This window comes from Mesorhizobium sp. M1143 (assembly GCF_040318435.1).
Taxonomy (GTDB): domain Bacteria; phylum Pseudomonadota; class Alphaproteobacteria; order Rhizobiales; family Rhizobiaceae; genus Mesorhizobium.
In genome coordinates this window covers 22,593-46,573 of the sequence record NZ_JAMYMJ010000021.1, presented here as the reverse complement: position 1 = coordinate 46,573, position 23,981 = coordinate 22,593, and the positions used below count along the sequence as shown (strand labels likewise).

The window sequence follows — 23,981 nt, the reverse complement described above, 5'->3', positions numbered from 1 at the left end:
GCCCGGCAGGGCAGAGGGGGGTGTCTCGCGCCACCCTTAATCGATCACTGCGCCGGCACCTTGTCCAGAAACCCGGTGACGCTCTTCAGGCGCCCATTTTCGATAACACCGATATCGGTGCCTTCGATAACCGACGGCACGCCTTCCGGCCCAAGATTCCACGAGAAGCGGATGCGGTCGCCAAACCCGTCCGGCGTACCCTTCAGCGAGAACCGGAAGCCGGCGAAGCGCTGCTGTACGCCGTCGATCAGCCCAGCAATGCCGGCGTGGCCGTCGCCCTGCATGAGCGGATCGCGGTAGCTGACGTCTTCGGTGAAGGTGGCCTTGAGCAGTTCGGCACGGCGATCCGCATCGGCCTCGTTCCAGGCGGTGATGTAGTTCTCGGCGATCGTGTTGAGGTCGGTCATGGTCTGTCTCCTTCGTTGAGTGGCTTTGACACGAGCCTTTTCACCCCCAAGCGAGAGCGAAACCAATTACGCCTGAGGTAATCAGGGCGAACTATTCGAGAGAGGACAGAAATCATGAGCAGCGGATTTTTCGGCGACATCAAAGCGATCAAGTATGAGGGGCCGGATTCGACCAATCCGCTGGCCTACCGCTTCTACAATCCCGACGAGGTGGTGGCCGGCAAACGGCTGGAAGACCATCTGCGCTTCGCCGTCGCCTACTGGCATTCTTTCGCCTGGCCGGGCGGCGATCCCTTTGGCGGCCAGACCTTCGACCGGCCCTGGTTTCCCAAGGCTGGCGGCATCGACACGATGGAGCTGGCCAAGCTGAAAGCTGACGTCGCCTTCGAGATGTTCTCGCTGCTCGGCGCCCCCTATTTCTGCTTCCACGACGCCGACGTGCGGCCCGAGGGAAAGGATTTCTCCGAAAGTGCCGCGCGGCTCGACGAGATCGCCGACTATTTTGCCGCCAAGATGAAGAAGACCGGCGTCAAGCTGCTCTGGGGCACGGCCAACCTGTTCTCCAACCGCCGCTTCATGTCGGGCGCCGCCACCAATCCCGATCCGGATGTCTTCGCCTATGCGGCGGCGACGGTGAAAAGCTGCATCGACGTCACCAAGCGGCTGAAGGGCGAGAATTATGTACTGTGGGGCGGGCGCGAGGGCTATGAAACGCTGCTCAACACCGATCTTGCCCGCGAGCAGGAGCAGGCCGGGCGCTTCCTCAATCTCGTCGTCGATTACAAGCACAAGATTGGCTTCAAAGGCACGATCCTGATCGAGCCGAAGCCGCAGGAACCGACCAAGCATCAGTACGACTACGACGTCGCCACGGTCTACGGTTTCCTCAAGCGCTTCGGGCTGGAGAAGGAAGTGAAGCTCAACATCGAGCAGGGCCACGCGATTCTTGCCGGCCATTCCTTCGAGCACGAGCTGGCGCTGGCCAATGCGCTCGGCGTCTTCGGCTCGATCGACATGAACCGCAACGACTACCAGTCGGGCTGGGACACCGACCAGTTCCCCAACAATGTGCCCGAGATGGCGCTGGCCTATTACCAGGTGTTGCAGGCCGGCGGCTTCAAGACCGGCGGCACCAATTTCGACGCCAAGCTGCGCCGCCAGTCGCTCGACCCGCAGGACCTGCTGATCGGCCATATCGGCGGCATGGATTCCTGCGCACGAGGCCTCAAGGCAGCCGCCAAGATGGTCGAGGACAAGGCGCTGTCGGGTCCGCTGGCCGAGCGCTATGCCGGTTGGAACACGGCCGAGGGCAAGGCGATGCTGTCGGGCAAGCGCTCGCTGGAAGACATCGCCGAGCGCGTGGTGAAGAAGAAGATCGAGCCGCAGCCACGCTCCGGCCGCCAGGAGTTGCTGGAAAACATCGTCAACCGCTACGTCTGAGGGCGGAAAGCCGATTCGTTGTGCTCAAGGGTGGCTGGATAACATTCCGGTCGCCCCGGAATGGGGTTTGCGCAAGACCCTATCCGACGACAAGGGTTTGCCCTTTGGCGCCCCTCAATGACCTCGCTCTTGCCTTCAAACTGCCGTCACGTATCTCGTATAAGGATGCGGTTGTGGCGGGTGAAAAGGAAGGAGGCGAACCGATATGCAGCATGAACGCGAAATCGACGCCCTGCTCTCATCCGGCGAGACCGGATCGATCATCGACCGGCTGATGGCGCTGCCGCGGCCGACCGACAGCGTGAAAAACGAATGGGATCGTGCTGTCAGCAGCCGATTTGAAGTCCGTCTGGCGAGGCAGATGCGCTCGCAGATGGACGCCGGCAGCGATCGACAGAACGCAGCCTGATCTCCCTTTGTCTGTGCATGTCGTAATCCCAAAACCGCGACACACTTTTGGGCGACATGCATCAACCTCGGCGCAGCCTGACCGGGGCTTCGCCGAACGCTCTTGAAAACGCTCTGGAAAATGCCGCGGCGGACGAGAACCCCGTCCGCCCGGCAATATCCGCCATGGCGATCCGCGTGTCGACCACCAGCCGCCGCGCCGCGCCCAGCCGCAGCCTGAGATAATATGCGCCCGGCGTCTCGCCGATCGACTTGCGAAAAATGCTCTCCAATGTCCGCGCCGTCACCCCGGCGCGTTTTGCCACCGCGTCGATGGTCAGCGGCTGGTCGACATGCGATTCCATCAGCCGGATAGCCTGCGCCAGACGCGGGTCGTAGCCGTCGAGCCGGCCGAGCGAGACCAGCGGCTGCGCGTCGGTCGCGGCGCGCGCCTGGTCGTAGATGAAGACGCTGGCGACATCGAGCGCGACGGCCATGCCGAGCCGGGTGCGGATCAGATGCAGCATCAGGTCGAAGGTCGGCGACGCCCCGCCCGAGGTGAACACCGGTCCGTCGATGACGTAGCGGTCCGGACGCACGTCGACGCCGGGAAAGGCGGAGGAAAAATCCTCCATGTCTTCCCAATGGGTGGTGGCGCTGCGGCCTTCGAGGAGGCCGGCGCGCGCCACCAGCCATGTGCCGGCCTCGACGCCGCCGCAGGCGCGAGCCGCGCGGGCCGCTCGCCGTAATCCGGAAAGCAGAGCCGATGTCGCGTAATTCTGGGTGCCGAAGCCGGCGACGACGACAAGCACGTCGGTCGGCTCGGCCGCATCGAAGCGGCCCCTGACCGCCACCGGCAGGCCGCATGTGGTGACCGGCGCCTCGCCGGTGACCGAGACCAGTTTGAAATCGAACAGCGTCTCGCCTGAGATGCGGTTGGCGGCGCGCAGCGGGTCGACGGTCGACGCCACGCACATGATGGACGAGCCTGAAAACACCAGCAGCGTCACCTTGAGCGGCGATCGCTCAGCGCGAAAGATGGTCGGTTTTTCGCTTTTGATCACGAGAGCTTCGTAAATTGCAAAACAGTTTCCGGCAAGTCGGTCATTGTTAGGGTCTGTTTCTATGGGGAGGAGATGTCCATGCCGCTCGCGATGAACCGTGAGGTTTTCATTACCTGTGCCGTGACCGGGTCCGGCGGCTCGCAGGACCGCTCCCCGCATGTGCCACGCTCGCCCAAGCAGATCGCCGATTCGGCGATCGATGCGGCCAAGGCCGGCGCCGCCATCGTCCACTGCCATGTCCGCGACCCCGAGACCGGCAAGCCGCGCCGCGATGTCCATCTCTACCGCGAAGTGACGGACCGCATCCGCGCGGCAGAAGTCGATGTGATCCTGAACCTGACCGCCGGGATGGGCGGCGACATGGTGTTCGGCTCACCGGAAGCGCCGCTGCCGCTCAATGAAAAAGGCACCGATATGGGCGGCGCCACCAACCGCATGGAACATGTGCGCCAGTGCCTGCCAGAAATCTGCACGCTGGATTGCGGCACCATGAACTTCGCCGAGGCCGATTATGTCATGACCAACACGCCCGGCATGCTGCGCGCAATGGGCGGCATGATGACGGCGCTCGGCGTCAAGCCGGAGATCGAAGCCTTCGATACCGGCCACCTCTGGTTCGCCAAGCAGCTGGTCGAAGAAACTATCTTGAATCCCGACGCGCTGGTGCAGCTCTGCATGGGTGTGCCGTGGGGGGCGCCGGACGACCTCAACACCTTCATGGCCATGGTTAACAACGTGCCGTCGACCTGGAACTGGTCGGCCTTCGCCATCGGCCGCAACCAGATGGCCTATGCAGCCGCTGCAGTGCTCGCCGGCGGCAATGTTCGCGTCGGTCTCGAAGACAATCTCTGGCTCGACAAGGGCGTGCTGGCCACCAATGCGCAGCTGGTCGAGCGCGCCGCCAGCATCGTCACCAATCTCGGCGCCAGGATTTTGGGGCCGGAGGAAGTGCGCAGGAAGCTCAACCTCACCAAGCGGGCGCCGATCGCAGCGGCTGCTTAAGACGGGAGCGGATCATGGCTACCGTCAAATTCACTGCGATGAAGGATGGCGACAGGCAAGACTATGAGTTCCTGACCGCCCATGAGATCGACTATGCCGCCAGGACCGGCGAGCGGCTGCTCGACGCACTGGTGCAACTCGACGAAGGCCTGTCGGGCTACAAGATCACCAGGCTCGGCCATTCGCTGCAAGCGGCGACGCGGGCCTGGCGTGACGGCGCCGACACCGACTGGATCGCCTGCGCGCTGCTGCACGACATCGGCGACATCTACGCACCGTACAATCACGACGAATACGCCGCCTCGATCCTGAAACCTTTCGTGCGCGAGCAATGCACCTGGGTGGTGGAAAAGCATGGCGACTTCCAGCGGCTCTATTACGCGCATCATCTCGGCGGCAACCGCCATGCTCGCGACCGCTTCGCCGGCCATGCCTATTTCGACGATTGCGACCAGTTTTGCGAACGCTGGGACCAGTCGAGCTTCGACCCGGACTACGACACGCTGCCGATCGAATTCTTCTGGCCCTTCGTGCTCGAAGTCTTCGCCCGCAAGGCCTACGACCCCTCCGTGATCCGCTCCGGCGAGCGCGTGCCTCTCATCGACCCCGAAACCGCCAAGACAAGAACCGGAGCCTGACCATGAGCATCATCAACAAGGCAGCCGCCATTGGCGGCGGTGTCATTGGCGCCGGCTGGGTGGCGCGGCTGCTGCTCAACGGCATCGACGTGTCGATCTTCGATCCCGATCCGGAGGCATCGCGCAAGGTCTCGGAAGTGATGAAGGGCGCGCGCCGCGCCTACAAGCAAATGGTTCCAGGCGGCCTGCCCAGGGAAGGCAGACTGACCTTTGCCAAGACCATCGCCGAGGCGGTGGCCGACGCCGATTTCATCCAGGAGAGCGTGCCGGAGCGGCTCGACCTCAAACACCGCGTGCTGGCCGAGATCGACCTTTATGCGCCGGCGAACGCCATAGTCGGCTCGTCCACCTCGGGCATCAAGCCGACCGACATGCAGGTGGCGATGAAGAAGCATCCGGAGCGTCTGGTTGTCGGACATCCCTTCAACCCGGTCTATCTGCTGCCGCTGGTCGAGATCGTCGGCGGAGAACAGACCTTTCCAGAGGCGATCGAGGTCGCAAAGGAGATCTATGCATCGATCGGCATGAAGCCGGTGGTGATCCGCAAGGAGATCGAGGCCTTTGTCGGCGACCGCCTGCTCGAAGCGGCCTGGCGTGAGGCGCTGTGGCTGATCAAGGACGGCATCTGCACCGTCGAGGAACTCGACGACATCATGCGCTATGGCTTCGGCCTGCGCTGGGCGCAGATGGGCATGTTCCAGGTCTATCGCGTCGCCGGCGGCGAAGCCGGGATGCGCCACTTCATGGCGCAGTTCGGGCCGTGCCTGAAATGGCCGTGGACCAAGCTGATGGACGTGCCGGAGTTCAACGACGAGCTGGTCGATCTGATCGCCACCCAGTCGGACGACCAGGCGCACGGCCTGTCGATCCGTGAGCTGGAAAAGATCCGCGACGACAATCTGGTCGCGATCATGGATGCTCTGTCGAAACAGAACAAAGGCAAAGGCTGGGGCGCCGGCGCCTTGCACAAGGACTATACCAAGCAACTGGCCAAGCTGGCGGCGAAGAAGCCGGCCGCATCCAGGGCCGCCGAAAAGGCCAAGGCATCGAAGCCGGTGAAGAAGGCGGAAAAGCCGAAGAAAAAGAAGAAGGGCTGAGGACCATGGATTTCGGTCTTTCGGAGGAACAGAAGCTCATCGTCGAGACGACGCGCGCGTTCGTCGAGAATGAGCTTTACCCGCATGAACGCGAGGTCGAGCGCACCGGCGTGCTGCGCCGCGAGTTGATCGAGGAGATCAAGGTCAAGGCGATCGAAGCCGGGCTCTATGCGGCCAACATGCCGGCCGATGTCGGTGGCGCCGGCCTCGATACGGTGACTTGGCTGCTCTACGAGAAGGAACTCGGCCGCGCCAACTATGCGCTGCACTGGACCTGCGTCGCGCGCCCCTCCAACATCCTGCTCGCCGGCACGCCCGAGCAGCGCGAAAAGTACCTGTTCCCGTGCATCCGCGGCGAGAAGTGGGACTGCCTGGCGATGACCGAGCCCGGCGCCGGCTCCGACCTGCGAGGCATGAAGGCGACCGCGGTGCAGGACGGCCACGACTGGGTCCTTAACGGCACCAAGCATTTCATCTCCCATGCCGATCTTGCCGATTTCGCGATTTGTTTCATGGCTTCGGGCGAGGAAGAAACGCCGCGCGGCAAGCGCAAGAAGATCACCGCCTTCTTCGTCGACAAGGGCACCAAGGGGTTCACCGTGCGCGACGGCTACCGCAACGTCTCGCATCGCGGCTACACCAACGCCATCCTCGAATTCGACGATTGCCGCCTGCCGGCAAGCCAGGTGCTGGGTGAGGTCCACAAGGGCTTCGACGTCGCCAATTCCTGGCTCGGCGCCACGCGCCTGCAGGTCGGCGCCACCTGTCTCGGCCGCGCCGAGCGGGCGCTCGGTCATGCCATCGAATATTCCGCGCAGCGCCAGCAGTTCGGCCAGCAGATCGGCAAGTTCCAGGGCGTGTCGTTCAAACTCGCCGACATGGCGACCGAATTGAAGGCGGCGGACCTGATGGTGTTCGAAGCCGGCTGGAAGTACGATCAGGGCACCGTCACCGATCAGGACATGGCCATGGCGAAGCTGAAGGCTACCGAAATGCTCGCCTTCGTTGCCGACGAAGCCATCCAGATCCATGGTGGCATGGGGCTGATGGACGACCTGCCGTTGGAACGCATCTGGCGCGACGCCCGCGTCGAGCGCATCTGGGAAGGGACGTCGGAAATCCAGCGCCACATCATTTCGCGGGCGCTGCTGCGCCCGTTCGGGGCATAACCCATGCACAAGCTTGAGCGTCTGTTGCGCCCAAAATCCATCGCGGTGTTCGGCGGGGCCCAGGCCGCCGCCGTCGTCGCCCAATCGATCAAGATGGGCTTTGTCGGCGAAATCTGGCCGGTGCATCCGAACAAGGACGAGGTCGCCGGCCGCAAGGCCTATCGCTCGGTCGCCGAATTGCCCGGGGCGCCCGACGCCGCCTTTGTCGGCGTCAACCGGCATCTCACCATCGAGGTAATCAAGGCGCTGGCTGAGCGCGGCGCCGGCGGCGCCGTCTGTTTTGCCGCGGGCTTTCTCGAGACCGAGGCCTATGACGACGACGGCGAGCGGCTGCAGGCCGAACTGGTGGCCGCGGCCGGCCAGATGCCGACCATCGGGCCGAACTGCTACGGCCTGATCAACTATGCCGATGGCGCGCTGTTGTGGCCCGACCAGCATGGCGGCATCAGGCTGCCCGAAGGCGCCAAAGGCGTCGCCATCATCACCCAGTCCTCCAACATCGCCATCAACATGACGATGCAGAAGCGCGGCCTGCCGATCGCCTTCCTGATGACCGCCGGCAACCAGGCGCAGACCGGCCTCTCTGAAATGGCGCTCGGCCTGATCGAGGATGAGCGCGTCACCTCGCTCGGCCTGCACATCGAAGCCTTCGATTCGGTAGCCGGCTTCGAGAAGCTGGCGGCGCGGGCGCGCGAACTGAAGAAGCCGATCATCGCCATGAAGGTCGGCCGGTCCGAACAGGCCAGGCAGGCGACCGTCTCGCACACAGCTTCGCTCGCCGGTTCGGATGCCGCTTCGGGCGCTTTCCTGCGGCGGCTCGGCATTGCGCGCGTCGATTCCATCCCCGCCTTTATCGAGGCGCTGAAGCTTCTGCACGTCACAGGACCACTGCCCGGCTATAGACTGTCATCGATGAGTTGCTCGGGCGGCGAAGCCTCTGTCATGGCCGACAGCGCCGAAGGCCGCTGGGTCAATTTCCCGGAGCTCACCAGCAAACACCGCGCCCATGTCAAATCGACGCTCGGGCCGCTGGTCGCGGTCGCCAACCCGTTGGACTATCACACCTTCATCTGGAACAACGAACCGGCGATGACCGCCACCTTCACCGCCATGGTGTCGGGCGGCTTCGACCTCAACATGCTGGTGCTCGACTTTCCACGCCCCGACCGCTGCTCGGTCACCGACTGGTGGGCGACGCTGCGCGCCTTCGAATCGGCGCTGAAGACCAACAAGGCGCATGGTGCGATCGTCTCCTCGCTGCCGGAGAACCTGCCGGAGGAATATACCGCCGAACTGATGGCGCGCGGCATGGTGCCGTTGTTCGGCATTTCCGAGGCCATGGACGCCGCAGGCGCGGCAGCCTTCATCGGCTGGGCCTGGGCCGAGCCGCAGGCGCAGCCGATCGACACCACGGCTGCAGGTGCGGCCGGAGGCGACCATGTCACGCCTGATGAGGCCGAGGCCAAGGCGCGGCTGATCGAGGCCGGCTTGCCGGTGCCGAAGGCCGAACGTGCCGCTAACGCTGTCGAGGCCGTCATCTCATCCATGGCGCTCGGCTTCCCGGTGGCGCTGAAGGCGCTCGGCGTCACCCATAAGTCGGAAGTCGGCGCGGTGCGGCTCAATCTGAAAGACGCCGAATCGGTCAGCACGGCGGCGCATGATCTGCTGCCGCTCGGCACCGGCCTCTATGTCGAACGCATGGTGCGCGACGGCGTTGCCGAGTTGATCGTCGGCTTCACCCGCGATCCGATGTTCGGCGCGGTCATGACACTGGGCACCGGCGGCGTGTTGGTCGAACTGTTGCGCGACAGCGTTACGCTCATGCTGCCGGCGACGCGCGACGACATCGAGGCCGCCCTGCGTGGCCTTAAACTGTTTCCGCTGCTGGACGGCTATCGTGGCCGGCCCAAGGCCGATGTCGGGGCTGCCATCGACGCCATCGCGGGCATTGCCGGCTTCGTGCAGACGAATGCCGGAGAGATCGAGGAACTCGACATCAACCCGCTGATCGTCTGCGCCGAGGGCAAGGGCGCCTGGATCGCCGACGCGCTGCTGGTGCTGGGAGAGAAGAAGAATGTCTGACGTCATTTCCACCCGCCGCGAGGGCACCATCCTCGAGGTCACGCTCGACCGGCCCAAGGCCAACGCCATCGACCTCAAGACCTCGCGGCTGATGGGCGAGACCTTCAAGGCGTTCCGCGACGATCCCGGATTGCGCGTCGCCATCGTCAAGACCGCCGGCGACAAGTTCTTCTGCGCCGGCTGGGATTTGAAGGCAGCCGCCGGTGGCGACGCGGTCGACGGCGACTATGGCGTCGGCGGTTTTGCCGGCCTGCAGGAGCTGCGCGACATGAACAAGCCGGTGATCGCCTGCGTCAACGGCATGGCGGTGGGCGGCGGCTTCGAATTGGCGCTGTCCTGCGACCTCATCTTCGCCTCCGACCATTCCTCCTTCGCCCTGCCCGAAATCCGCGCCGGCACGCTGGCGGATGCCGCGACGATCAAGTTGCCGAAGCGCATTCCCTATCACGTCGCCATGGACCTCTTGCTCACCGGCCGCTGGATGGATGTGGCGGAAGCGTATCGCTGGGGGCTGGTCAACGAAGTGCTGCCCAAGGACAAGCTCGAGGAGCGCGTCTGGGAGATCGCCCGGCTGCTCGCCGGCGGTCCGCCACTGGTGTTTGCCGCGATCAAGGAGACGGCGCGGGTGGCCGAGGCGCTGACCTTCCAGGACGCGATGAACCGCGTGACGCGCCGGCAATTGGCGACGGTCGATGCGCTGTATGGCTCGGAGGACAATATGGAAGGGTTTCGTGCGTTCGCAGAAAAGCGCGACCCGGTGTGGAAGGGGAAGTAGCCTCTTTACCCTCCCCTCGATGGGGAGGGTCGGACCGAAGGTCCGGGGTGGGGGGATGCCCCACCCCCCCCCCCCCCCCCGGCCGCGGCGCGGCGACCTCCCCCATCAAGGGGGAGGTAAAGGAGCTGCATGACCGACTACAAAATCCTCATCGACGCGGAAACCTGGGCCTTCATCGAGAAGACCAACTCCTACTATCCTCCCGACACGATCGACTACACCATCGCCCAGCAGCGTGCGATCTATGACAGGATGTGCCGCGAGTTTTTTGCCGGCTATCCCGATGGCGTGACGGCGGAAACGACAATCATTGCCGCCCACGACATCCCGATCCGCATTTATCGCAGCGCGACACCGGGCCATGCCGCGATGGTGCTTTACATCCATGGCGGCGGCTTCATCCTCGGTGGGCTGGACAGCCATGACGATGTCTGCGCCGAGCTGTGCGCCCGGACCGGCTTCGAAGTGGTCTCCATCGACTACCGGCTGGCGCCGGAGCATCTGCACCCGGCCGCCTTCGACGATGCGCTGCATGCCTTCGAATGGGCGGCCTCAAACTACGACTGCCCTATTTTGCTCTGCGGCGACAGCGCCGGCGGCAATCTCTGCGCGGCTCTCGCCCACGCGACGCGCAGCCATACCAAAAAGTCGATCGGCCAGGTGCTGATCTATCCCGGCCTCGGCGGTGACCGTTCGCAAGGCTCCTATTTGACGCATGCGGAAGCGCCGATGCTGACGGTGCGCGATCTCGACTTCTACAGGGATGTCCGCACCGGCGGCCTCGATGGGACCGGCGACATCACTTTGTATCCACTGGCCGACGCAGACTTCATCGGCCTGCCACCGACAGTGCTGATCACCGCGCAATGCGACCCGCTGTCGTCGGACGGCGAGGCCTATCGCGACCGCGTCCTCGCTGCCGGCGGCCATGCCGCCTGGTTCGAGGAGCCGGGACTGGTGCACGGCTATCTCCGGGCCAGGCACATCGTCGGCCGGGCCCGCGCCTCCTTCAGCCGCATTGTCGAGGCGGTTTCCGTGCTGGGCAAAGGCGACTGGATCTGGTGATCCGGCTCAACCGCGGACAAAGGCGATCAGTTCCTCAGCCATGCGATCGTTGAATTCCTGACGAAAGCGATTCTTCTTCAGCCATTCAGGGTTTGAGCCGACGGTCTTGTTGGCATCCACGACAACGCCTTTGCCATCGACAATGAAATAGTCGATGGCGCCGAAGTCCAGGTTGAGCCGCTGCCGCACCGCCAGCACTTCCGGTGGCACGGCGCCGCCCACCTCATTGCTCAGGATTTTTGAGCCGGCGCACAACACATCGTCGTAGACCTGCCGCATGTTGACCTCGGCACCGAGCAGGAACATGTAGCGGTGCTTGACGATGGGCAGGTCGAGCGTATCGAAAGCGAACTTTTCCACCATCAGGCGATTGTTGCGCCATACATCCCGCGGAACCTCGCCGATCGTCTGGTAGACCTTATAGGGCGGGCACAGGCGGTCCTTGTAGCCGGGTTCGAAGAGCTTGCGGATGGCATGCGCGCTCCTGGTCAGGCCGTTGCGATGCTGCCACCAGCGCTGCTCTGGTCGGCCCCTGGAGTTGAGGACCGTCTTGACGACAACCGGCCCCTTGTGGCTGTCGCCGGCCTCCAGCTTCAGTGTCGAATAAAGGTGCCGGTGGATGGACAGCGCGCGGCCATTGATGGTGCGGTCGTAGAGGTGGCCGAGACCGCGGTACGGTGGCGGCACGACTGTCAGGTCGACATGCAGAAAGGCCACCGGCGCCCGATCTCGGCCGGCTGGCCGGTCGAGCAGGCGCACTTTCAATCCAGCCTGTTCCAGGTAAGGCAGCAACTGCGCGATGCTATAGCTCCGCACCAGTCGGAAATTGCGCAGGCTCTCTACATAGACATCGAGATCTGCGGCAGACACCGAACGCTATTCCTTGATATCGACGCCCGAGAAATCGTGGTGATCAAAGGGATCCATGACATAGCCCGTCACCTGTTCGCGCATCGGGATCGAGACCACGGAGTGGGCGATAGCGACCCACGGCATCTGCTCCCTGAAGATCGTTTGCGCCTGCGAATAGAGTTTTGCGCGGGCAGCGGGATCGACGATCCCGGCTGCCTGCTTGAGCAGATCGTCGAAGGCCGGAAAACACCAGTTGGCACGATTGGTGGTGCCGACGCCGGCACAGCCAAGCGGCACCGACAGGAAGTTATCGGGGTCGCCATTGTCGCCGGTGAAGCCGAACAGCATGGCGCCGTCGCGGTCGCGTGACTTCGAGCGGGCAAGGTATTCAGTCCACTCATACGTCACGACTTCCACGGTGACACCGATCTTTGCCAGGTCGGACTGGATCATTTCGGCCATACGCTGCGCATTCGGGTTATACGGACGCTGCACCGGCATCGCCCAGATCTTCATGTGCAGGTCTTTTACGCCGGCATCGGCGAGCCCCTGCCTGGCGGCAGCGGGGTCGAAGACATGATCGGGGCTCGTCTTGTCATAGGCCCAGGAGGTTGGCGGCAGCGGATTGCGTGCGACTTCGCCGGTGCCGCGGAATACGACGTCGACCAGCGCCTGCGTGTCGATGGCCATGGCGATCGCCTTCCTCACCCTTGGATCGTCGAAGGGCTTCTGCAAGGTGTTGAAGGCGAGGTATCCCGTATTGAGGCCCTCCTGCCGCATGACCTTGATTCCGGGCGTCGCCTTGATCGCCTCCAGGTCGGCCGGATTTGGATAGGGCATGAGATCGCATTCGCCGGCGCGCAGCTTTTCCATGCGAATGCTGGCATCGGTGGCAATGGCGAAGACGAGATCGTCGATCTTCGGCTTGCCGCGCCAGTAGTCCGGATTGGCCTTGTAGCGGATGACTGCATCCTGCTGGTAGTCGACAAGCTGGAACGGACCCGTCCCGACCGGCTTCAGCGCCAGGTCGAGAAGCCGCTTCTCTGCGACGAGCTTGTCGGCATATTCCTTGGAAACGACCGAAGCGAAATCCATCGCCAGGTCGGCAAGCATCGGCGAATGCGGCGCCTTCAGCGTCATCACCACAGTATGGTCGTCAAGCTTGCGCCAACCGGCGACAAGATCCGGCATGCCGATGCCGTCGAAGTAAATGTACTGGCGTTTGGCGTAATTGTTGAACGGGTTCTGCGCGTTGGCCTGCCGGTCGAAGGTGAACAGCACGTCATCGGCATTGAAGTCGCGACTAGGCGTAAAGCCCTCGACGCTGTGGAATTTCACGCCCTGCCGCAGGTGGAACGTGTAGGTGAGGCCATCGTCGGAAATCTCCCAGCTTTCGGCAAGGCCGGGGCGCACCTTGGTGGTGCCGGGCTCGAACTCGACCATGCGGTTATAGAGAGCGGTGGCCGAGGCGTCGCGGGATCCGGAGGCGAGTGCGGGATCGAACGTATCGGGGCTAACCTCGGTGCAGTAGACCAAGGTCTTGGCTAAGGATTGATGGACCGGCAACGCACATGGAAAAAGCGCCGCCAGCAATAGAACGAAGTGCCTGCGTGTCATGATACCCCCCAGGGTTGGGAAGACGCTAGCAGAAGCCGGCACTGACGGTAAGTAAGCCGGCCGGTCTTTCGCGCGCCAAGACTGTTTTCCACCTGAGTTGACACAAGGAATTAGCCGCGCCTCTGTGAAATGGCGGACAGACCCGGCCGCCGTTTTGCATGAACCTTTCTGCTCCAGCCGGCGACTGACGACCAGGCGCCGCATGGTGCGGGCCGGAAAGGATGCCCCATGACCAGGACCCCAGAGGCTCCACGGTCTCCGGGACCAACGCAAGCTCAGCGCGACCACCGCCTTCGGGATGGAGTCGATGCGCTGGGCTTTCGGCTGATTCCGTTGACCCTGCGCAGGAGCAGGCGTATCGTGAAGATGAGGAAAGCAGACAATTCGATCAGGGACGAACGTGCCGGAACGCCGCGCCTTGCCCTGTTTCGCGCGGCCGGACCGGATGTTCCTCCCGAAAACTTCGGGGGGAGTTTTATGTCCTGCTATCGCGGCGCGTCCATGTCGTTTCCAAGCGGTTTCCGCCGTTCGCTCCATCTGGGCGGCGGTTTGCTTGCCCTGGCGCTGAGCGCCACGCTCTGGTTGGGCACAGCCGCCCAAGCGCAGGAAACCCAGATCGTCTATCCCGGCTCGATGGCGGTCACCGGATTTTCCGGCACCGTCATTCCCAATTTCGACTCTGCCGATTCCGAAAGGGGGGGGCTGCCGCCCGGCGTCGACCCGGTCGACGAAACCTTCATCGACACGACGCGCGCCACCTTGCGCGTCTTCGACGTTTCGGCGCTCGGCGGACCGGCTTCCGGCCAGCTCGTCTACACGCCGCCGCCTTTCGAGGTGACGGCCGAACAGATCGGCCAGGTGTTCGCCATTACCTATGATGACGGTGTGCGCGACGGCGTTCCCACGGGCGTCCCCAACCTCTATGCCGGCGCGACCTCGCTGCACGGCATCCGTATCGTCACCCCGGACGAAGATGCCGACGGTCGGCCCGAGCGACAGCGCCGCGGAACCGCAGGCGCCGTCTTCATGGACGGCCAGTTCGGCACCGAAAGCGGTGGCGGTCCGGGCACGATCTGGAAGATCGACGGCATCACCGGCGCGGTCTCCAAATTCGCCGACATTGACACCAACAGCGGTTCCGGCATCGGCGACATCAGCTTCGACAGCAATCACCGCGAGTTCTTCGCCAGCGACCTCGACACGGGCTTCATCCACCGCCTCGACGCCAACGGCACGCTGATCGACACATTCGATCACGGCGTTGCCGGGCGGCCGGCGCATGGGCTGGCTCCCGTCGCCGATGACGGTGCGGTGATGGACATACAGGGTGCTGCCTTCGACTCGGAAGACCCCGACACATGGGGCTACACGCAGGACGAACGCCGCGTCTGGTCCGTCGCCTATCATGGCGGCCGGCTCTATTATTCGGTCGGCGAAAAGGCCGAGATCTGGTCGGTTGGCATTGCCCGCGATGGCAGCTTTGCCGGTGATCCGCGCTGGGAGCTGACGGTCAAGGCCGACAAGGACTACGCCGTCACCGACATCGCCTTCGACAACCAGGGCTTCATGTATCTGGCGCAGCGCGGCCCGGTCGAGAATCGCTACGATTACAGCCAGTTCGCCGATTCCGGCAAGGGCGAGGTCATCCGCTACTGGCGCGAAAACCCGGACGATCCGGCGACGGAATCGGTCTGGGTGGAAGAGCCGCAGGAATATGCGGTCGGCTTCCCGCAAGGCAACCGGCAGTCGGCCGGTGGGCTCGACCTGCAATATGGCTATGACGCCGACGGCAATCTCGACACCGGCGTGTGCACCGACACGCTGGTCAACACCGGCGACAAGCTGCGCGACAACCCGACACTTGCCGACCAGCTCGCCGCCGGCGGGCCGCTTGCCGTGCACGGCGTGCAGATCACGCCGACGCCGTTGGTCAAGCCGGCCAACGTGCCGCCTTTCGGCTCGTGGTTCGTCGACTTCGACGGCTATTTCGAAGACCCAGAAGTGGAAGGCCATGTCGGCGACGTCGAGGTCTGGCACCCCTGCGACGGCCGTGCCGGCTATTATGAAGAGATCCCAGGCGGTTATCTGCCGCCGTTCTATCCGCCGGGCTTCCCACCGCCCGGCGATCTGCCTCCGTGCATCGATATCGAGGATGTTCAGTTCTACTGCACGCCTCGCGGCCTCCAGGCCGACCTCTATCTCCATGACCATGCCGGCTTTGGCGGCGATTCGATCAAAGTCCAGTCCATGACACCAGGCGTCGGGGTGACATCACCCCAGTCGCATGCTCCCGGCAAGCCTTACACGGTCGACATCACCGGCCATTCTCCGGGCGACAGAGTCGATGTTGGACTTTGCTTCTACAGGCAGTCCGACAAGGACAAGGGTGGCTACTACCCTTGCTGCAAGATGACTTTGCCGCTCAGAACCCCAGCCGTCAGCTGCGAACGTTGAGGAGGGGAAGATGAAAAATCTCGCACTTTCCCCGACCGCGAACAGCAGTCAATCCACCGGCAAGCAGCCAACCGTCATGGAGACCATCATGAAACCCCTGTCATATGCCAGGCGCGGCGCGCGCTGGCTGATGGCGGCCGGTATCGCGGTCGCCATGTTCACCCCTGTGGCAAGCCACGCCGAAGATGCAGTCCCGATCACTCCGGAACTGCGGCTCGACCTCGACAATTCAAAAATCGTAAATCCGAGGCCGGAACGGATCGTGCCGTTCTTCACCAAAACAGGCACACAGAGGAGCTGCGACTACGTCGTCTACTCCCTGAGCTTTGGCCTGCGCGGCGACTCGCAAGGCTTTGCCGACCCAAGCTTTTCGGCCAGGCTGAAGAAACTCCAACTCGACTTCAAGGATCAGCTTCCGCACGGTCTTGCGATCGTCAACGTCAACGTGTCCGGCGACGGCACGGATGCGTCTGGCGGACCGCTGCCGGGTGCGACAATCAGCACCTCGGCTAATCCGAACGATACGGCAACGGTTTCCGATTTCCGGATTTCCACCACCGATCTCGACGGCGCTGGGGCTGGCAATGAACGCGTCATCAATTTCAAGATCACCGCCAAGATCGACCATGCGGCGTTTCCTTCGCCGACCATCGTCGACAACCAGGGCATGATCAAGGTGACGCCGGGCGTCGGCACGGGGGCCATCATCCCGTCGCAGGATCCGGGCAAGCCCGACGACGGCGACTACAAGACCGGGGCCAAGACCTCGATCAAGATCGACCTCACCAATTGTGACAAGCGGCCTCCGCCTCCCGACCGGGAATGTTTCAAGGTGGAGCGCGGCACGGTCGATTGCATGCAAGGCGGCGGCGCGTTCATCTACCACATGCCTGTCGGCCCGGAGATGGGCGGCAAATGGGTGCAGGTATCGACGACGACCCCAGGCATCACCATCATCCCCGACACGCAATTGGTGCCGGCGGGCGGCGGTGTGCTGAACTGGAAGATCGTCGGTGCGTCGCCCGGCGACGTCATCCACCTCATCGTCACCGGCATCGAGACCTATGCCGGCCCGAAGGAGGGCTGGGGACTATGCTGCACGCAGACCATCGACATCGTCATCCCGCGTGACTTGAGATGTCCGCCCAAGGACAAGGAACCGGACCTCAAGGTCGAGAAACGCGCCGACGCGACGCGTTGCACGATGGGCGGCGGCTGCGACTTCACCATCAAGGTCACCAATGTCGGCGACGGGCCGTATCACGGCAAGATCGTGCTCGACGAGGTGACGCTGCCGGCCGGCTCGACTCTGGATTCAGGGCCCAATCCGCCCTGGGTATGCATGCCCGGCGTGACCCCGATGACGTGCACCTATCCGGTGACCACGCTCAATCCGGGGGCCTCCATCAACCTCAAGCTCGGCTTCAAGCCGGCGGGTGGTTGGCAAGGCAGCGCGCTGCGCAACTGCGCCACCTATAACTACGGCGCCAGCGGCAAGCCGCTGTTCGGCAGCCAGCAGAACGATCGCGGCTGTGCCTCGATCCCGATCTGCCGGCGTGGCGACCGCGACCGCGATTGCCGGCCCCCGGTCGACAAGAAGGTCGACCTGATCCTGAAGAAGCGTGCCCGCATCCCGGTCTGCACGCCCGACGGCATCTGCTACTTCGTGATCGACATCATCAACAATGGCAGCGTCCCCTATAATGGGCCGTTGACGGTTGTCGACAATTACCCGGGCGGCGCGCCGGCCTCTTCGACCTTCGGCCCGTCTCCGCCCTGGACATGCGGACCGAACGGTCCCGGCCAGTTCCGCTGCGACAATGCCGGGATCGTGCTGATGCCGGGCGCATCGACGCCGATCGTCGTCAAGGCGGTCATGCCGGCCGGCTACCAGTCGGATTCGGTCGAGAACTGCGCGGCGCTGAAGCCCGTCCCCGGTGAGGTCGACCTCACCAACAACAAGGCCTGCGCCAAGGAACGCTTCCGTCATCCCAATGGCGGCAAGCCGACCCTACGCATCACCAAGGTCTGCAATGGCTCGCTCGCCGGTGCGGCGGTGGTTTCCTGCCGCATCACCGTCATCAGCCTTGGCACCTCTGCCCCCACCGGTCCGGTGCGGGTCAACGATGCTGCCACGCTGATATCGGGTGGCGCGCCGGTCCAGATCCAGACCGTCACACCCGACGGCGCGGAATGGGCCTGCGGAGCGGTTCCGGCCAATGCGCTGTCATGCCAGATACCCGGCGCCGCGATGACGCCCGGAACCTCCAGGCACTTCGACGTGACGGTCTTGGCCAATGGCGCGTTCGAGAACTGCGCACGCGGCTCATACGGCCCGGCCCCTGGAGACGACGTCGTCTACCCGATCGGCCAGGCCTGCGCCAAGGGCGGCGGCACGTCCACCGTCAGCGTCAAGAAGACCGGCGATGCCGAGTGCCAGCCGGGGCAACCCTGCTCGTTCGAGATCACCATCACCAATGATGGCCAGACCGCCTTCTCCGGTCCGGTCCGCATCGGCGATGCGATCGGGGTGGACGGGCTGGGGCGGCTGCAAGGCGTCGCGATCACCTCGATCGAACCGCCCTTTGGCTGCTCGCCCGAACCGACGACCTTGCCGTTGACCTGCATTGCCAACCTGACGCTCGGCGCCGGGGAAAGCCATGTGCACAAGGTCACCGTGGTCCTTCCCGACGCTCCCCTGGTCAATCTGCGGGGCAACGTCAGCGGCCAGAACTGCGTCGGCGTCTTGTCTCCCGACACCAGGGTGCAAGGCGGCGGCGACGTACTGCCCGGTGACCTGACCAACGTCCAGGGCGATCGCGGCAAGGCCTATGCCTGCCATCCCTTCACCATCAAGCGCGAGGTGAAGAAGGAATGTTCGCCAGGCTTCGTCATGAACGATGCCGGCCGGTGCGTGTGTCCGGAAGGCACGACGTTCCGCAACGGCCAGTGCTCGCCCGACGGCGGCGTCATCATCCAGCCGAAGGATCCGAGGCCCTGCGTGCTGCTCAAGGGCCAGATCCGCACCGAGGATGGACGCTGTGTCTGCCCACGCGGAACCGAACTTGAGAACGGCGCTTGCGTCAAGCCGGACAAGTCTGGCTGCACCATCCCCGGTTCGGTCCCGACGTCGGACGGCAATGGCTGCTACTGCCCGGAGGGTACGCATCTCGACCGACAGGCAAATGCCTGCGTGCGCGACAAGCAGAAGCCCGAGCAGTGTAGCATACGCGGCCAGGTTCATGACGCCGATGGCGATTGTGTCTGCCCGCGTGGGACAGAGGTGCGCAATGGAGCCTGCCGGCCGATCCGGCCAAAGCCTGAACAGTGCTCGGTCCGTGGTCAGATCCACAACGCCAATGGCGATTGCGTCTGCCCGGACGGCACAGAAGTCAGGGGCAAGGTCTGCCGGCCGATCCGGCCGAAGCCCGAGCAGTGCTCGATCCGCGGCCAGGTCCACGACGCCAATGGCAATTGTGTCTGCCCGCGGGGTACCGAGGTGCAAGGTAATGCCTGCCGGCAGAAGAAGCCTGTGCTGGAACAGTGCGACATACGCGGCCAGGTGCACAACAAGCGCGGCGAGTGTGTTTGCCCGCGCGGCACCCAGGCGATCGACGGCGCGTGCCGCAAGCCGAGGCCGCAGGTGGGAGACTGCGCCCCGGGCTCGCAGATGGTCGGCGGCCAGTGCGTGCCGATCATCAAGCGGCGCTGCCCCGAAGGCACGGTTGGTCGGTTCCCGAACTGCAGGGCGATCCGGCAGCAGCCGTCGCTCGATCCGACCCTGTTGCTCAATCCAGGTGTCCTTCAGCAGTTCATACCGAAGCGCACGCCGCAGACGCAGGTACAGCCGCAAAGGGATCCGGCGGCCAACTTCAAGCCATAGGATCTGGATACGAGTCAAAACTCAGAACCCCGCCGGAGCGATCCGGCGGGGTTTTTCCTTGGGCGCGCTGCGGCGATCGGGCGGCCAGGTATTCGCCGAACCCGCTGCCGGCCGCAGCAAATACCGACTTTCCCTTTTCGGGATCATGGTCTAGAGCAGTTCATCGTTTCGTGGAAACGCCGAACCGCTCTATCTCTTTGTTTTGACGCAATTCCGGACGGAAAGCCGTTCCCACTTTTCCTGGAATTGCTCTAGCAGTCGTCAAGGCCGCGCCCGCAAACAGGGCGCCCAAAGGGGCCGCATCATGAGCAGGAAGACCCTGATCGCGCCATCGGTGCTGGCGTCGGATTTCTCGAAGCTCGGCGACGAGGTCGAGGCGGTGGCGGCGGCCGGCGCCGACTGGATCCATCTCGACGTGATGGACGGGCATTTCGTGCCCAACATCACCTTCGGCCCGCCGGTGATCAAGGCCATCCGCAACCGCACCAAGGCCTTCTTCGACTGCCATCTGATGATTGCGCCGGCCGATCCTTATCTGGCCGCCTTTGCCGATGCCGGCTGCGACGGCATGACCGTGCATGCCGAGGCCGGACCGCATCTCGACCGCTCGCTTCAGACCATCAAGGGTCTCGGCAAGAAGGCCGGCGTATCGCTCAATCCGGCGACGCCGGAAAGTGCGATCGAATATGTGCTCGACCGGCTTGACCTGATCCTGATCATGACCGTCAATCCGGGTTTCGGCGGGCAGGCCTTCATCCCGGCCATGGTCGACAAGGTCAAGCGGGTGAAAGCGCTGATCGGAAACCGGCCGATTCGCATCGAGATCGACGGCGGCGTGTCGCCGGAAACTGCCCCCCTTGTCACATCAGCCGGCGCCGATGTGCTGGTGGCAGGCGCCGCCATCTTCAAGGGCGGCAGCGTCGAAGCCTACCGGGCCAATATAGAAGCCATCCGAACCGCGGCCGACCGGGCTGCCGGCTGACATCAGTTCCAGAGCAAGTTCCCGGCTGGTCGGTTCTCCTCGGCCTGATCTCCCTGCCTGATCCTTCGATCTCCCAAGAAGCCGTCAACGGGTGGCAGCCGCAAGGGCATCGCGGCACGCGACAGGATCGCGGCATCCGGCACTAGTTTTGGCCCATAAACCTAGTGGATAACTGCCGAAGGGATCTGCATGCGGGGAGAGGTCAATCCGGCGGCATGACGCGCGTTAAGACAAAATTATCCGTATTCGGGATCTCGAAGCTGTCTCTCGAGGGCACCTGCCATGCTGGGAGACAAACTTTCTTCAGAAGAACAAGTTTTTCACGATTTTAGTTACTTCCGGCGGATAAGATGCGGTCAACCTTCCTCTTTAAGTCGAATATCGTGATCTTTCGCTTGAGGGGCGGATGCCTTAGGAGCTACAGTAGATTCACACGGGAAATCGTTTGCTTCGCGAACGGGCTAGCGGAGCTTGGGAGAGCTACAGGAGTCATATTGACCTACGGATCTACCGATGTGAGCGAAGGCGCGGGACCCAAGAGCACACTCGCTAGTACGGTCTATCAACAGCTTCGCGACGATCTCCTGCGCGGCGTGTTTGAAAGTGAAAGCAAGCTTCGTGTCGAATGGGTGGTTTCCCGTTACGGCGCCGGCGCCTCACCGGTTCGCGAGGCCCTCAACCGACTTGCTTCGGAGGGTCTGCTCGGCCGCCACGACCAGCGCGGTTTCTTCATCATGCCGGTCAGTGCCCCGGAACTTGAGGAATTGACGCGCACTCGCTGCTGGCTGGAAGAGCGGGCCCTGCGTGAATCCATTGCCAACCGCACCGGCGAATGGGAAGAGCAGCTCGTGCTGGCCTTGCATCGCCTGGCGCGTGCCCCGCGCCGCTTGCCGGAGGATCCGTCCTCGAACAATCCGGAATGGGAAAAGCTGCACCGCGCCTTCCATCGGGCACTGATCGCAGGCTGCCGCTCGCATTGGCTGACCGGCTTTTGCGACCAGCTTTCGGATCAGGCCTCCCGCTACCGGCTGATCTCCCAGGACGGCAGCGAGCGCGACGAAATCAGTGAACATCGGCTAATTGCGGAGCGCACGGTGGATGGCGATGCCGATGGCGCCGTTGAAGCCCTCCTCAGCCACTACCGTCTCACGGCAGCCATGTGCATGGAGCGCTTCAACGACAGCGGCGATCCACGCGTGAGCGCCACCAAGGCGCTGCGCAGCCGCAGATAGAAGCGCTTCCGGTCCGCTATCCAAAATCCGCCCGCTATCCAAAATCGCTCGCTATCCAAGTCCGCTTGCCTTCATCTGATCGGCGGCAAACCCGATTTCACGTTTTTGCCGGACGGAGGCGAAATCGTTTCCTTTGTTCCAAGGCCATGCGCTGGAGCCGGATGATTTCAGGCCGAATCGACCTGAAATCATCCGGCTAAATCAAAGGGTAGAGCATGTCCTCCGAAAACCGCTTCACACTTTTCGGCATCATGCTCTAGGGAAGGCGCATGACCAATCACCTGTTCGACGCGTTCCGCAGCCGGATTTCAGCCTCCGAGCGCATCCTGATGGCGACCGATGACGGACGCGCGATCGCCTATCGCGACATGCTGGCGCAATCGGCACAGCTGGCACATGCGCTGAGGCATTTCGGCGTCGAGCCTGGCGACCGCGTTGCCGTGCAGGTCGAAAAAAGCCCCGAATGCATTTTCCTTTACCTCGCCTGCCTGCGCGCCGGCGCGGTCTTCCTGCCGCTCAACACCGCCTACACGCTGGCCGAACTCGGCTATTTCTTCGGGGATGCCGAGCCGCGGCTGGTCGTCTGCGACCCGGCCCGCGCCGGCGCTATCGCGCCGTTGGCGCAGGCGTCGGGTGCTGCCACCTTCACGCTTGGCAGCAATGGTGAGGGCTCGCTGACCGAACTGGCGGCACAACAGCCCACGGATTTCGACGCCGTGGCGCGCGGGCCGGACGATCTGGCCGCAATCCTTTACACATCGGGCACCACCGGACGCTCCAAGGGCGCCATGCTCAGCCACGAAAACCTGGCCTCCAATGCGCGCGTGCTGGTCGAGCAATGGCGTTTCACCGGGGATGACGTGCTGATCCATGCCCTGCCGATCTTCCACACGCATGGCCTGTTCGTCGCCACCAACGTCACCCTGATGGCCGGCGCCTCGATGCTGTTCGAGCAGAAATTCGACGCCGGCCGCATCGTCTCGCTCTTGCCCCGCGCGACAGTGCTGATGGGGGTGCCGACCTTCTATACCAGGCTCCTGCAGCAGGACGGGCTGGATGCCCAGGCGGCGAAGAACATCCGCCTGTTCGTTTCCGGCTCGGCGCCGCTGCTCGCCGAAACGCACAAGGCCTGGCGCGAGCGCACCGGCCACGCCATTCTCGAGCGCTACGGCATGACCGAGACCAACATGAACACGTCGAACCCCTATAAGGGCGAGCGTCGGGCCGGCACGGTCGGCTTCCCGCTGCCCGGCGTTTCGCTGCGCATCGCCGACCCTGACAGCGGCGATGCGCTTGGCCAGGGTGAAGTCGGCATGATCGAGGTCAAAGGTCCGAATGTCTTTTCCGGCTATTGGCGCATGCCGGAAAAAACCAAGGCGGAGTTTCGCAAGGACGGCTTCTTCATCACCGGCGACCTCGGCATCATCGACGCGGACGGCTACGTCCACATCGTCGGCCGCGGCAAGGATCTCATTATCTCCGGCGGCTACAACATCTATCCCAAGGAGATCGAGAGCGAGATCGACGCCGTTGCCGGCGTCTTGGAAAGTGCCGTCATCGGAATTGCCCATCCCGATTTCGGCGAAGGCGTCACCGCTGTCGTGGTGCGGGCGCCGGCATCGCAGATCACCGGGGCCGAGATCGTTGGCGCCATTGCCGGCCAACTGGCCAAATACAAGCACCCGAAGCAGGTGATCTTCGTCGACGAGCTGCCGCGCAACACGATGGGCAAGGTGCAGAAGAACCTGCTGCGCGAGACCTACAAGGGTCTCTACGGCTAATCCATAGCCGGCTAATGTCTTTGCCCAAGCGCTTCGCCTGGACATCTGTTCGCG

18 protein-coding genes are annotated in these 23,981 nt (G+C 63.6%); 14 read left to right on the top strand and 4 right to left on the bottom strand.

Annotation, left to right across the window (positions count from 1 at the left end; genetic code table 11):
- Positions 1-44: 44 nt before the first annotated feature.
- Positions 45-407, bottom strand: coding sequence for a nuclear transport factor 2 family protein (locus tag NKH35_RS16215; protein ID WP_023732593.1), 363 nt, complete (start codon positions 405-407; stop codon positions 45-47).
- A 114-nt stretch (positions 408-521) separates the two neighbouring features.
- Here NKH35_RS16215 and xylA point away from each other — a divergent pair, with 114 nt between their 5' ends.
- The gene (xylA, locus tag NKH35_RS16210; RefSeq protein WP_023732592.1) at positions 522-1,847 is read left to right on the top strand and encodes a xylose isomerase; all 1,326 of its coding nucleotides are present in this window, start codon (positions 522-524) and stop codon (positions 1,845-1,847) included.
- Between the two features lie 205 nt (positions 1,848-2,052).
- Positions 2,053-2,256 carry a hypothetical protein gene (locus NKH35_RS16205; RefSeq protein ID WP_023668865.1) on the top strand — a complete coding sequence of 68 codons (204 nt, stop codon included), beginning with the start codon at positions 2,053-2,055 and terminating at the stop codon, positions 2,254-2,256.
- Positions 2,257-2,317: 61 nt separating this feature from the next.
- Here the strand turns inward: NKH35_RS16205 and NKH35_RS16200 are convergent, their stop codons facing one another.
- The gene (locus tag NKH35_RS16200; protein ID WP_023668864.1) at positions 2,318-3,298 is read right to left on the bottom strand and encodes a GlxA family transcriptional regulator; all 981 of its coding nucleotides are present in this window, start codon (positions 3,296-3,298) and stop codon (positions 2,318-2,320) included.
- 78 nt (positions 3,299-3,376) lie between these two features.
- On the opposite strand from NKH35_RS16200, the gene bcoG reads away from it, so the two are divergent.
- The 7 genes from bcoG (at position 3,377) to NKH35_RS16165 (ending at position 11,126) form a co-directional block, all read left to right on the top strand.
- Positions 3,377-4,300 (top strand): 3-dehydrocarnitine:acetyl-CoA trimethylamine transferase BcoG, encoded by a 924-nt coding sequence (bcoG, locus tag NKH35_RS16195; RefSeq protein WP_023732590.1) that lies wholly within the window; start codon positions 3,377-3,379, stop codon positions 4,298-4,300.
- 14 nt (positions 4,301-4,314) lie between these two features.
- Positions 4,315-4,938: an HD domain-containing protein gene (locus NKH35_RS16190; protein ID WP_023732589.1), complete on the top strand. Its 624-nt coding sequence runs from the start codon at positions 4,315-4,317 to the stop codon at positions 4,936-4,938.
- Between the two features lie 2 nt (positions 4,939-4,940).
- Positions 4,941-6,035 carry a carnitine 3-dehydrogenase gene (locus tag NKH35_RS16185; protein ID WP_023732588.1) on the top strand — a complete coding sequence of 365 codons (1,095 nt, stop codon included), beginning with the start codon at positions 4,941-4,943 and terminating at the stop codon, positions 6,033-6,035.
- Between the two features lie 5 nt (positions 6,036-6,040).
- Positions 6,041-7,204 (top strand): acyl-CoA dehydrogenase family protein, encoded by a 1,164-nt coding sequence (locus NKH35_RS16180; RefSeq protein ID WP_023694246.1) that lies wholly within the window; start codon positions 6,041-6,043, stop codon positions 7,202-7,204.
- 3 nt (positions 7,205-7,207) lie between these two features.
- On the top strand, positions 7,208-9,286 hold the full coding sequence (locus NKH35_RS16175; RefSeq protein ID WP_352915359.1) for an acetate--CoA ligase family protein: 2,079 nt from the start codon (positions 7,208-7,210) through the stop codon (positions 9,284-9,286).
- Positions 9,279-10,061: a carnitinyl-CoA dehydratase gene (locus tag NKH35_RS16170; RefSeq protein WP_023732586.1), complete on the top strand. Its 783-nt coding sequence runs from the start codon at positions 9,279-9,281 to the stop codon at positions 10,059-10,061. The genes NKH35_RS16175 and NKH35_RS16170 overlap by 8 nt, the downstream gene beginning before the upstream one ends.
- Positions 10,062-10,190: 129 nt before the next feature.
- Positions 10,191-11,126: an alpha/beta hydrolase gene (locus tag NKH35_RS16165; RefSeq protein ID WP_023732585.1), complete on the top strand. Its 936-nt coding sequence runs from the start codon at positions 10,191-10,193 to the stop codon at positions 11,124-11,126.
- Positions 11,127-11,132: 6 nt separating this feature from the next.
- On the opposite strand, the gene NKH35_RS16160 is transcribed toward NKH35_RS16165, so the two are convergent.
- Positions 11,133-11,996, bottom strand: a complete 864-nt coding sequence (locus NKH35_RS16160; RefSeq protein WP_023732584.1) for a hypothetical protein — start codon at positions 11,994-11,996, stop codon at positions 11,133-11,135.
- Between the two features lie 6 nt (positions 11,997-12,002).
- Positions 12,003-13,595 carry an ABC transporter substrate-binding protein gene (locus tag NKH35_RS16155; protein ID WP_023732583.1) on the bottom strand — a complete coding sequence of 531 codons (1,593 nt, stop codon included), beginning with the start codon at positions 13,593-13,595 and terminating at the stop codon, positions 12,003-12,005.
- Between the two features lie 501 nt (positions 13,596-14,096).
- On the opposite strand from NKH35_RS16155, the gene NKH35_RS16150 reads away from it, so the two are divergent.
- The 5 genes from NKH35_RS16150 to NKH35_RS16130 all read left to right on the top strand — a co-directional run bounded on the left by NKH35_RS16150 (position 14,097) and on the right by NKH35_RS16130 (position 23,927).
- Positions 14,097-16,049 carry an NHL repeat-containing protein gene (locus NKH35_RS16150; protein WP_352915391.1) on the top strand — a complete coding sequence of 651 codons (1,953 nt, stop codon included), beginning with the start codon at positions 14,097-14,099 and terminating at the stop codon, positions 16,047-16,049.
- 10 nt (positions 16,050-16,059) lie between these two features.
- The gene (locus tag NKH35_RS16145; protein ID WP_352915354.1) at positions 16,060-19,932 is read left to right on the top strand and encodes a DUF7929 domain-containing protein; all 3,873 of its coding nucleotides are present in this window, start codon (positions 16,060-16,062) and stop codon (positions 19,930-19,932) included.
- 304 nt (positions 19,933-20,236) lie between these two features.
- The gene (gene rpe, locus NKH35_RS16140; protein WP_023684266.1) at positions 20,237-20,914 is read left to right on the top strand and encodes a ribulose-phosphate 3-epimerase; all 678 of its coding nucleotides are present in this window, start codon (positions 20,237-20,239) and stop codon (positions 20,912-20,914) included.
- Positions 20,915-21,408: 494 nt separating this feature from the next.
- A complete protein-coding gene (locus tag NKH35_RS16135) occupies positions 21,409-22,146 on the top strand; it encodes a GntR family transcriptional regulator (RefSeq protein WP_023732580.1) in 738 nt (245 codons plus the stop codon).
- A gap of 269 nt (positions 22,147-22,415) precedes the next feature.
- Complete coding sequence (locus tag NKH35_RS16130) at positions 22,416-23,927, top strand: malonate--CoA ligase (protein WP_031261916.1); 1,512 nt, start codon at positions 22,416-22,418, stop codon at positions 23,925-23,927.
- Positions 23,928-23,981 lie beyond the last annotated feature (54 nt).

Coding starts and splice junctions, on each gene's coding strand:
- xylA (WP_023732592.1), top strand. CDS start 522: ATGAGCAGCGGATTTTTCGGCGACATCAAAGCGATCAAGTATGAGGGG.
- NKH35_RS16170 (WP_023732586.1), top strand. CDS start 9,279: ATGTCTGACGTCATTTCCACCCGCCGCGAGGGCACCATCCTCGAGGTC.
- NKH35_RS16215 (WP_023732593.1), bottom strand. CDS start 407: ATGACCGACCTCAACACGATCGCCGAGAACTACATCACCGCCTGGAAC.
- NKH35_RS16185 (WP_023732588.1), top strand. CDS start 4,941: ATGAGCATCATCAACAAGGCAGCCGCCATTGGCGGCGGTGTCATTGGC.
- NKH35_RS16180 (WP_023694246.1), top strand. CDS start 6,041: ATGGATTTCGGTCTTTCGGAGGAACAGAAGCTCATCGTCGAGACGACG.
- bcoG (WP_023732590.1), top strand. CDS start 3,377: ATGCCGCTCGCGATGAACCGTGAGGTTTTCATTACCTGTGCCGTGACC.
- NKH35_RS16175 (WP_352915359.1), top strand. CDS start 7,208: ATGCACAAGCTTGAGCGTCTGTTGCGCCCAAAATCCATCGCGGTGTTC.
- rpe (WP_023684266.1), top strand. CDS start 20,237: ATGAGCAGGAAGACCCTGATCGCGCCATCGGTGCTGGCGTCGGATTTC.
- NKH35_RS16150 (WP_352915391.1), top strand. CDS start 14,097: ATGTCGTTTCCAAGCGGTTTCCGCCGTTCGCTCCATCTGGGCGGCGGT.
- NKH35_RS16130 (WP_031261916.1), top strand. CDS start 22,416: ATGACCAATCACCTGTTCGACGCGTTCCGCAGCCGGATTTCAGCCTCC.
- NKH35_RS16190 (WP_023732589.1), top strand. CDS start 4,315: ATGGCTACCGTCAAATTCACTGCGATGAAGGATGGCGACAGGCAAGAC.
- NKH35_RS16145 (WP_352915354.1), top strand. CDS start 16,060: ATGAAAAATCTCGCACTTTCCCCGACCGCGAACAGCAGTCAATCCACC.
- NKH35_RS16165 (WP_023732585.1), top strand. CDS start 10,191: ATGACCGACTACAAAATCCTCATCGACGCGGAAACCTGGGCCTTCATC.
- NKH35_RS16155 (WP_023732583.1), bottom strand. CDS start 13,595: ATGACACGCAGGCACTTCGTTCTATTGCTGGCGGCGCTTTTTCCATGT.
- NKH35_RS16205 (WP_023668865.1), top strand. CDS start 2,053: ATGCAGCATGAACGCGAAATCGACGCCCTGCTCTCATCCGGCGAGACC.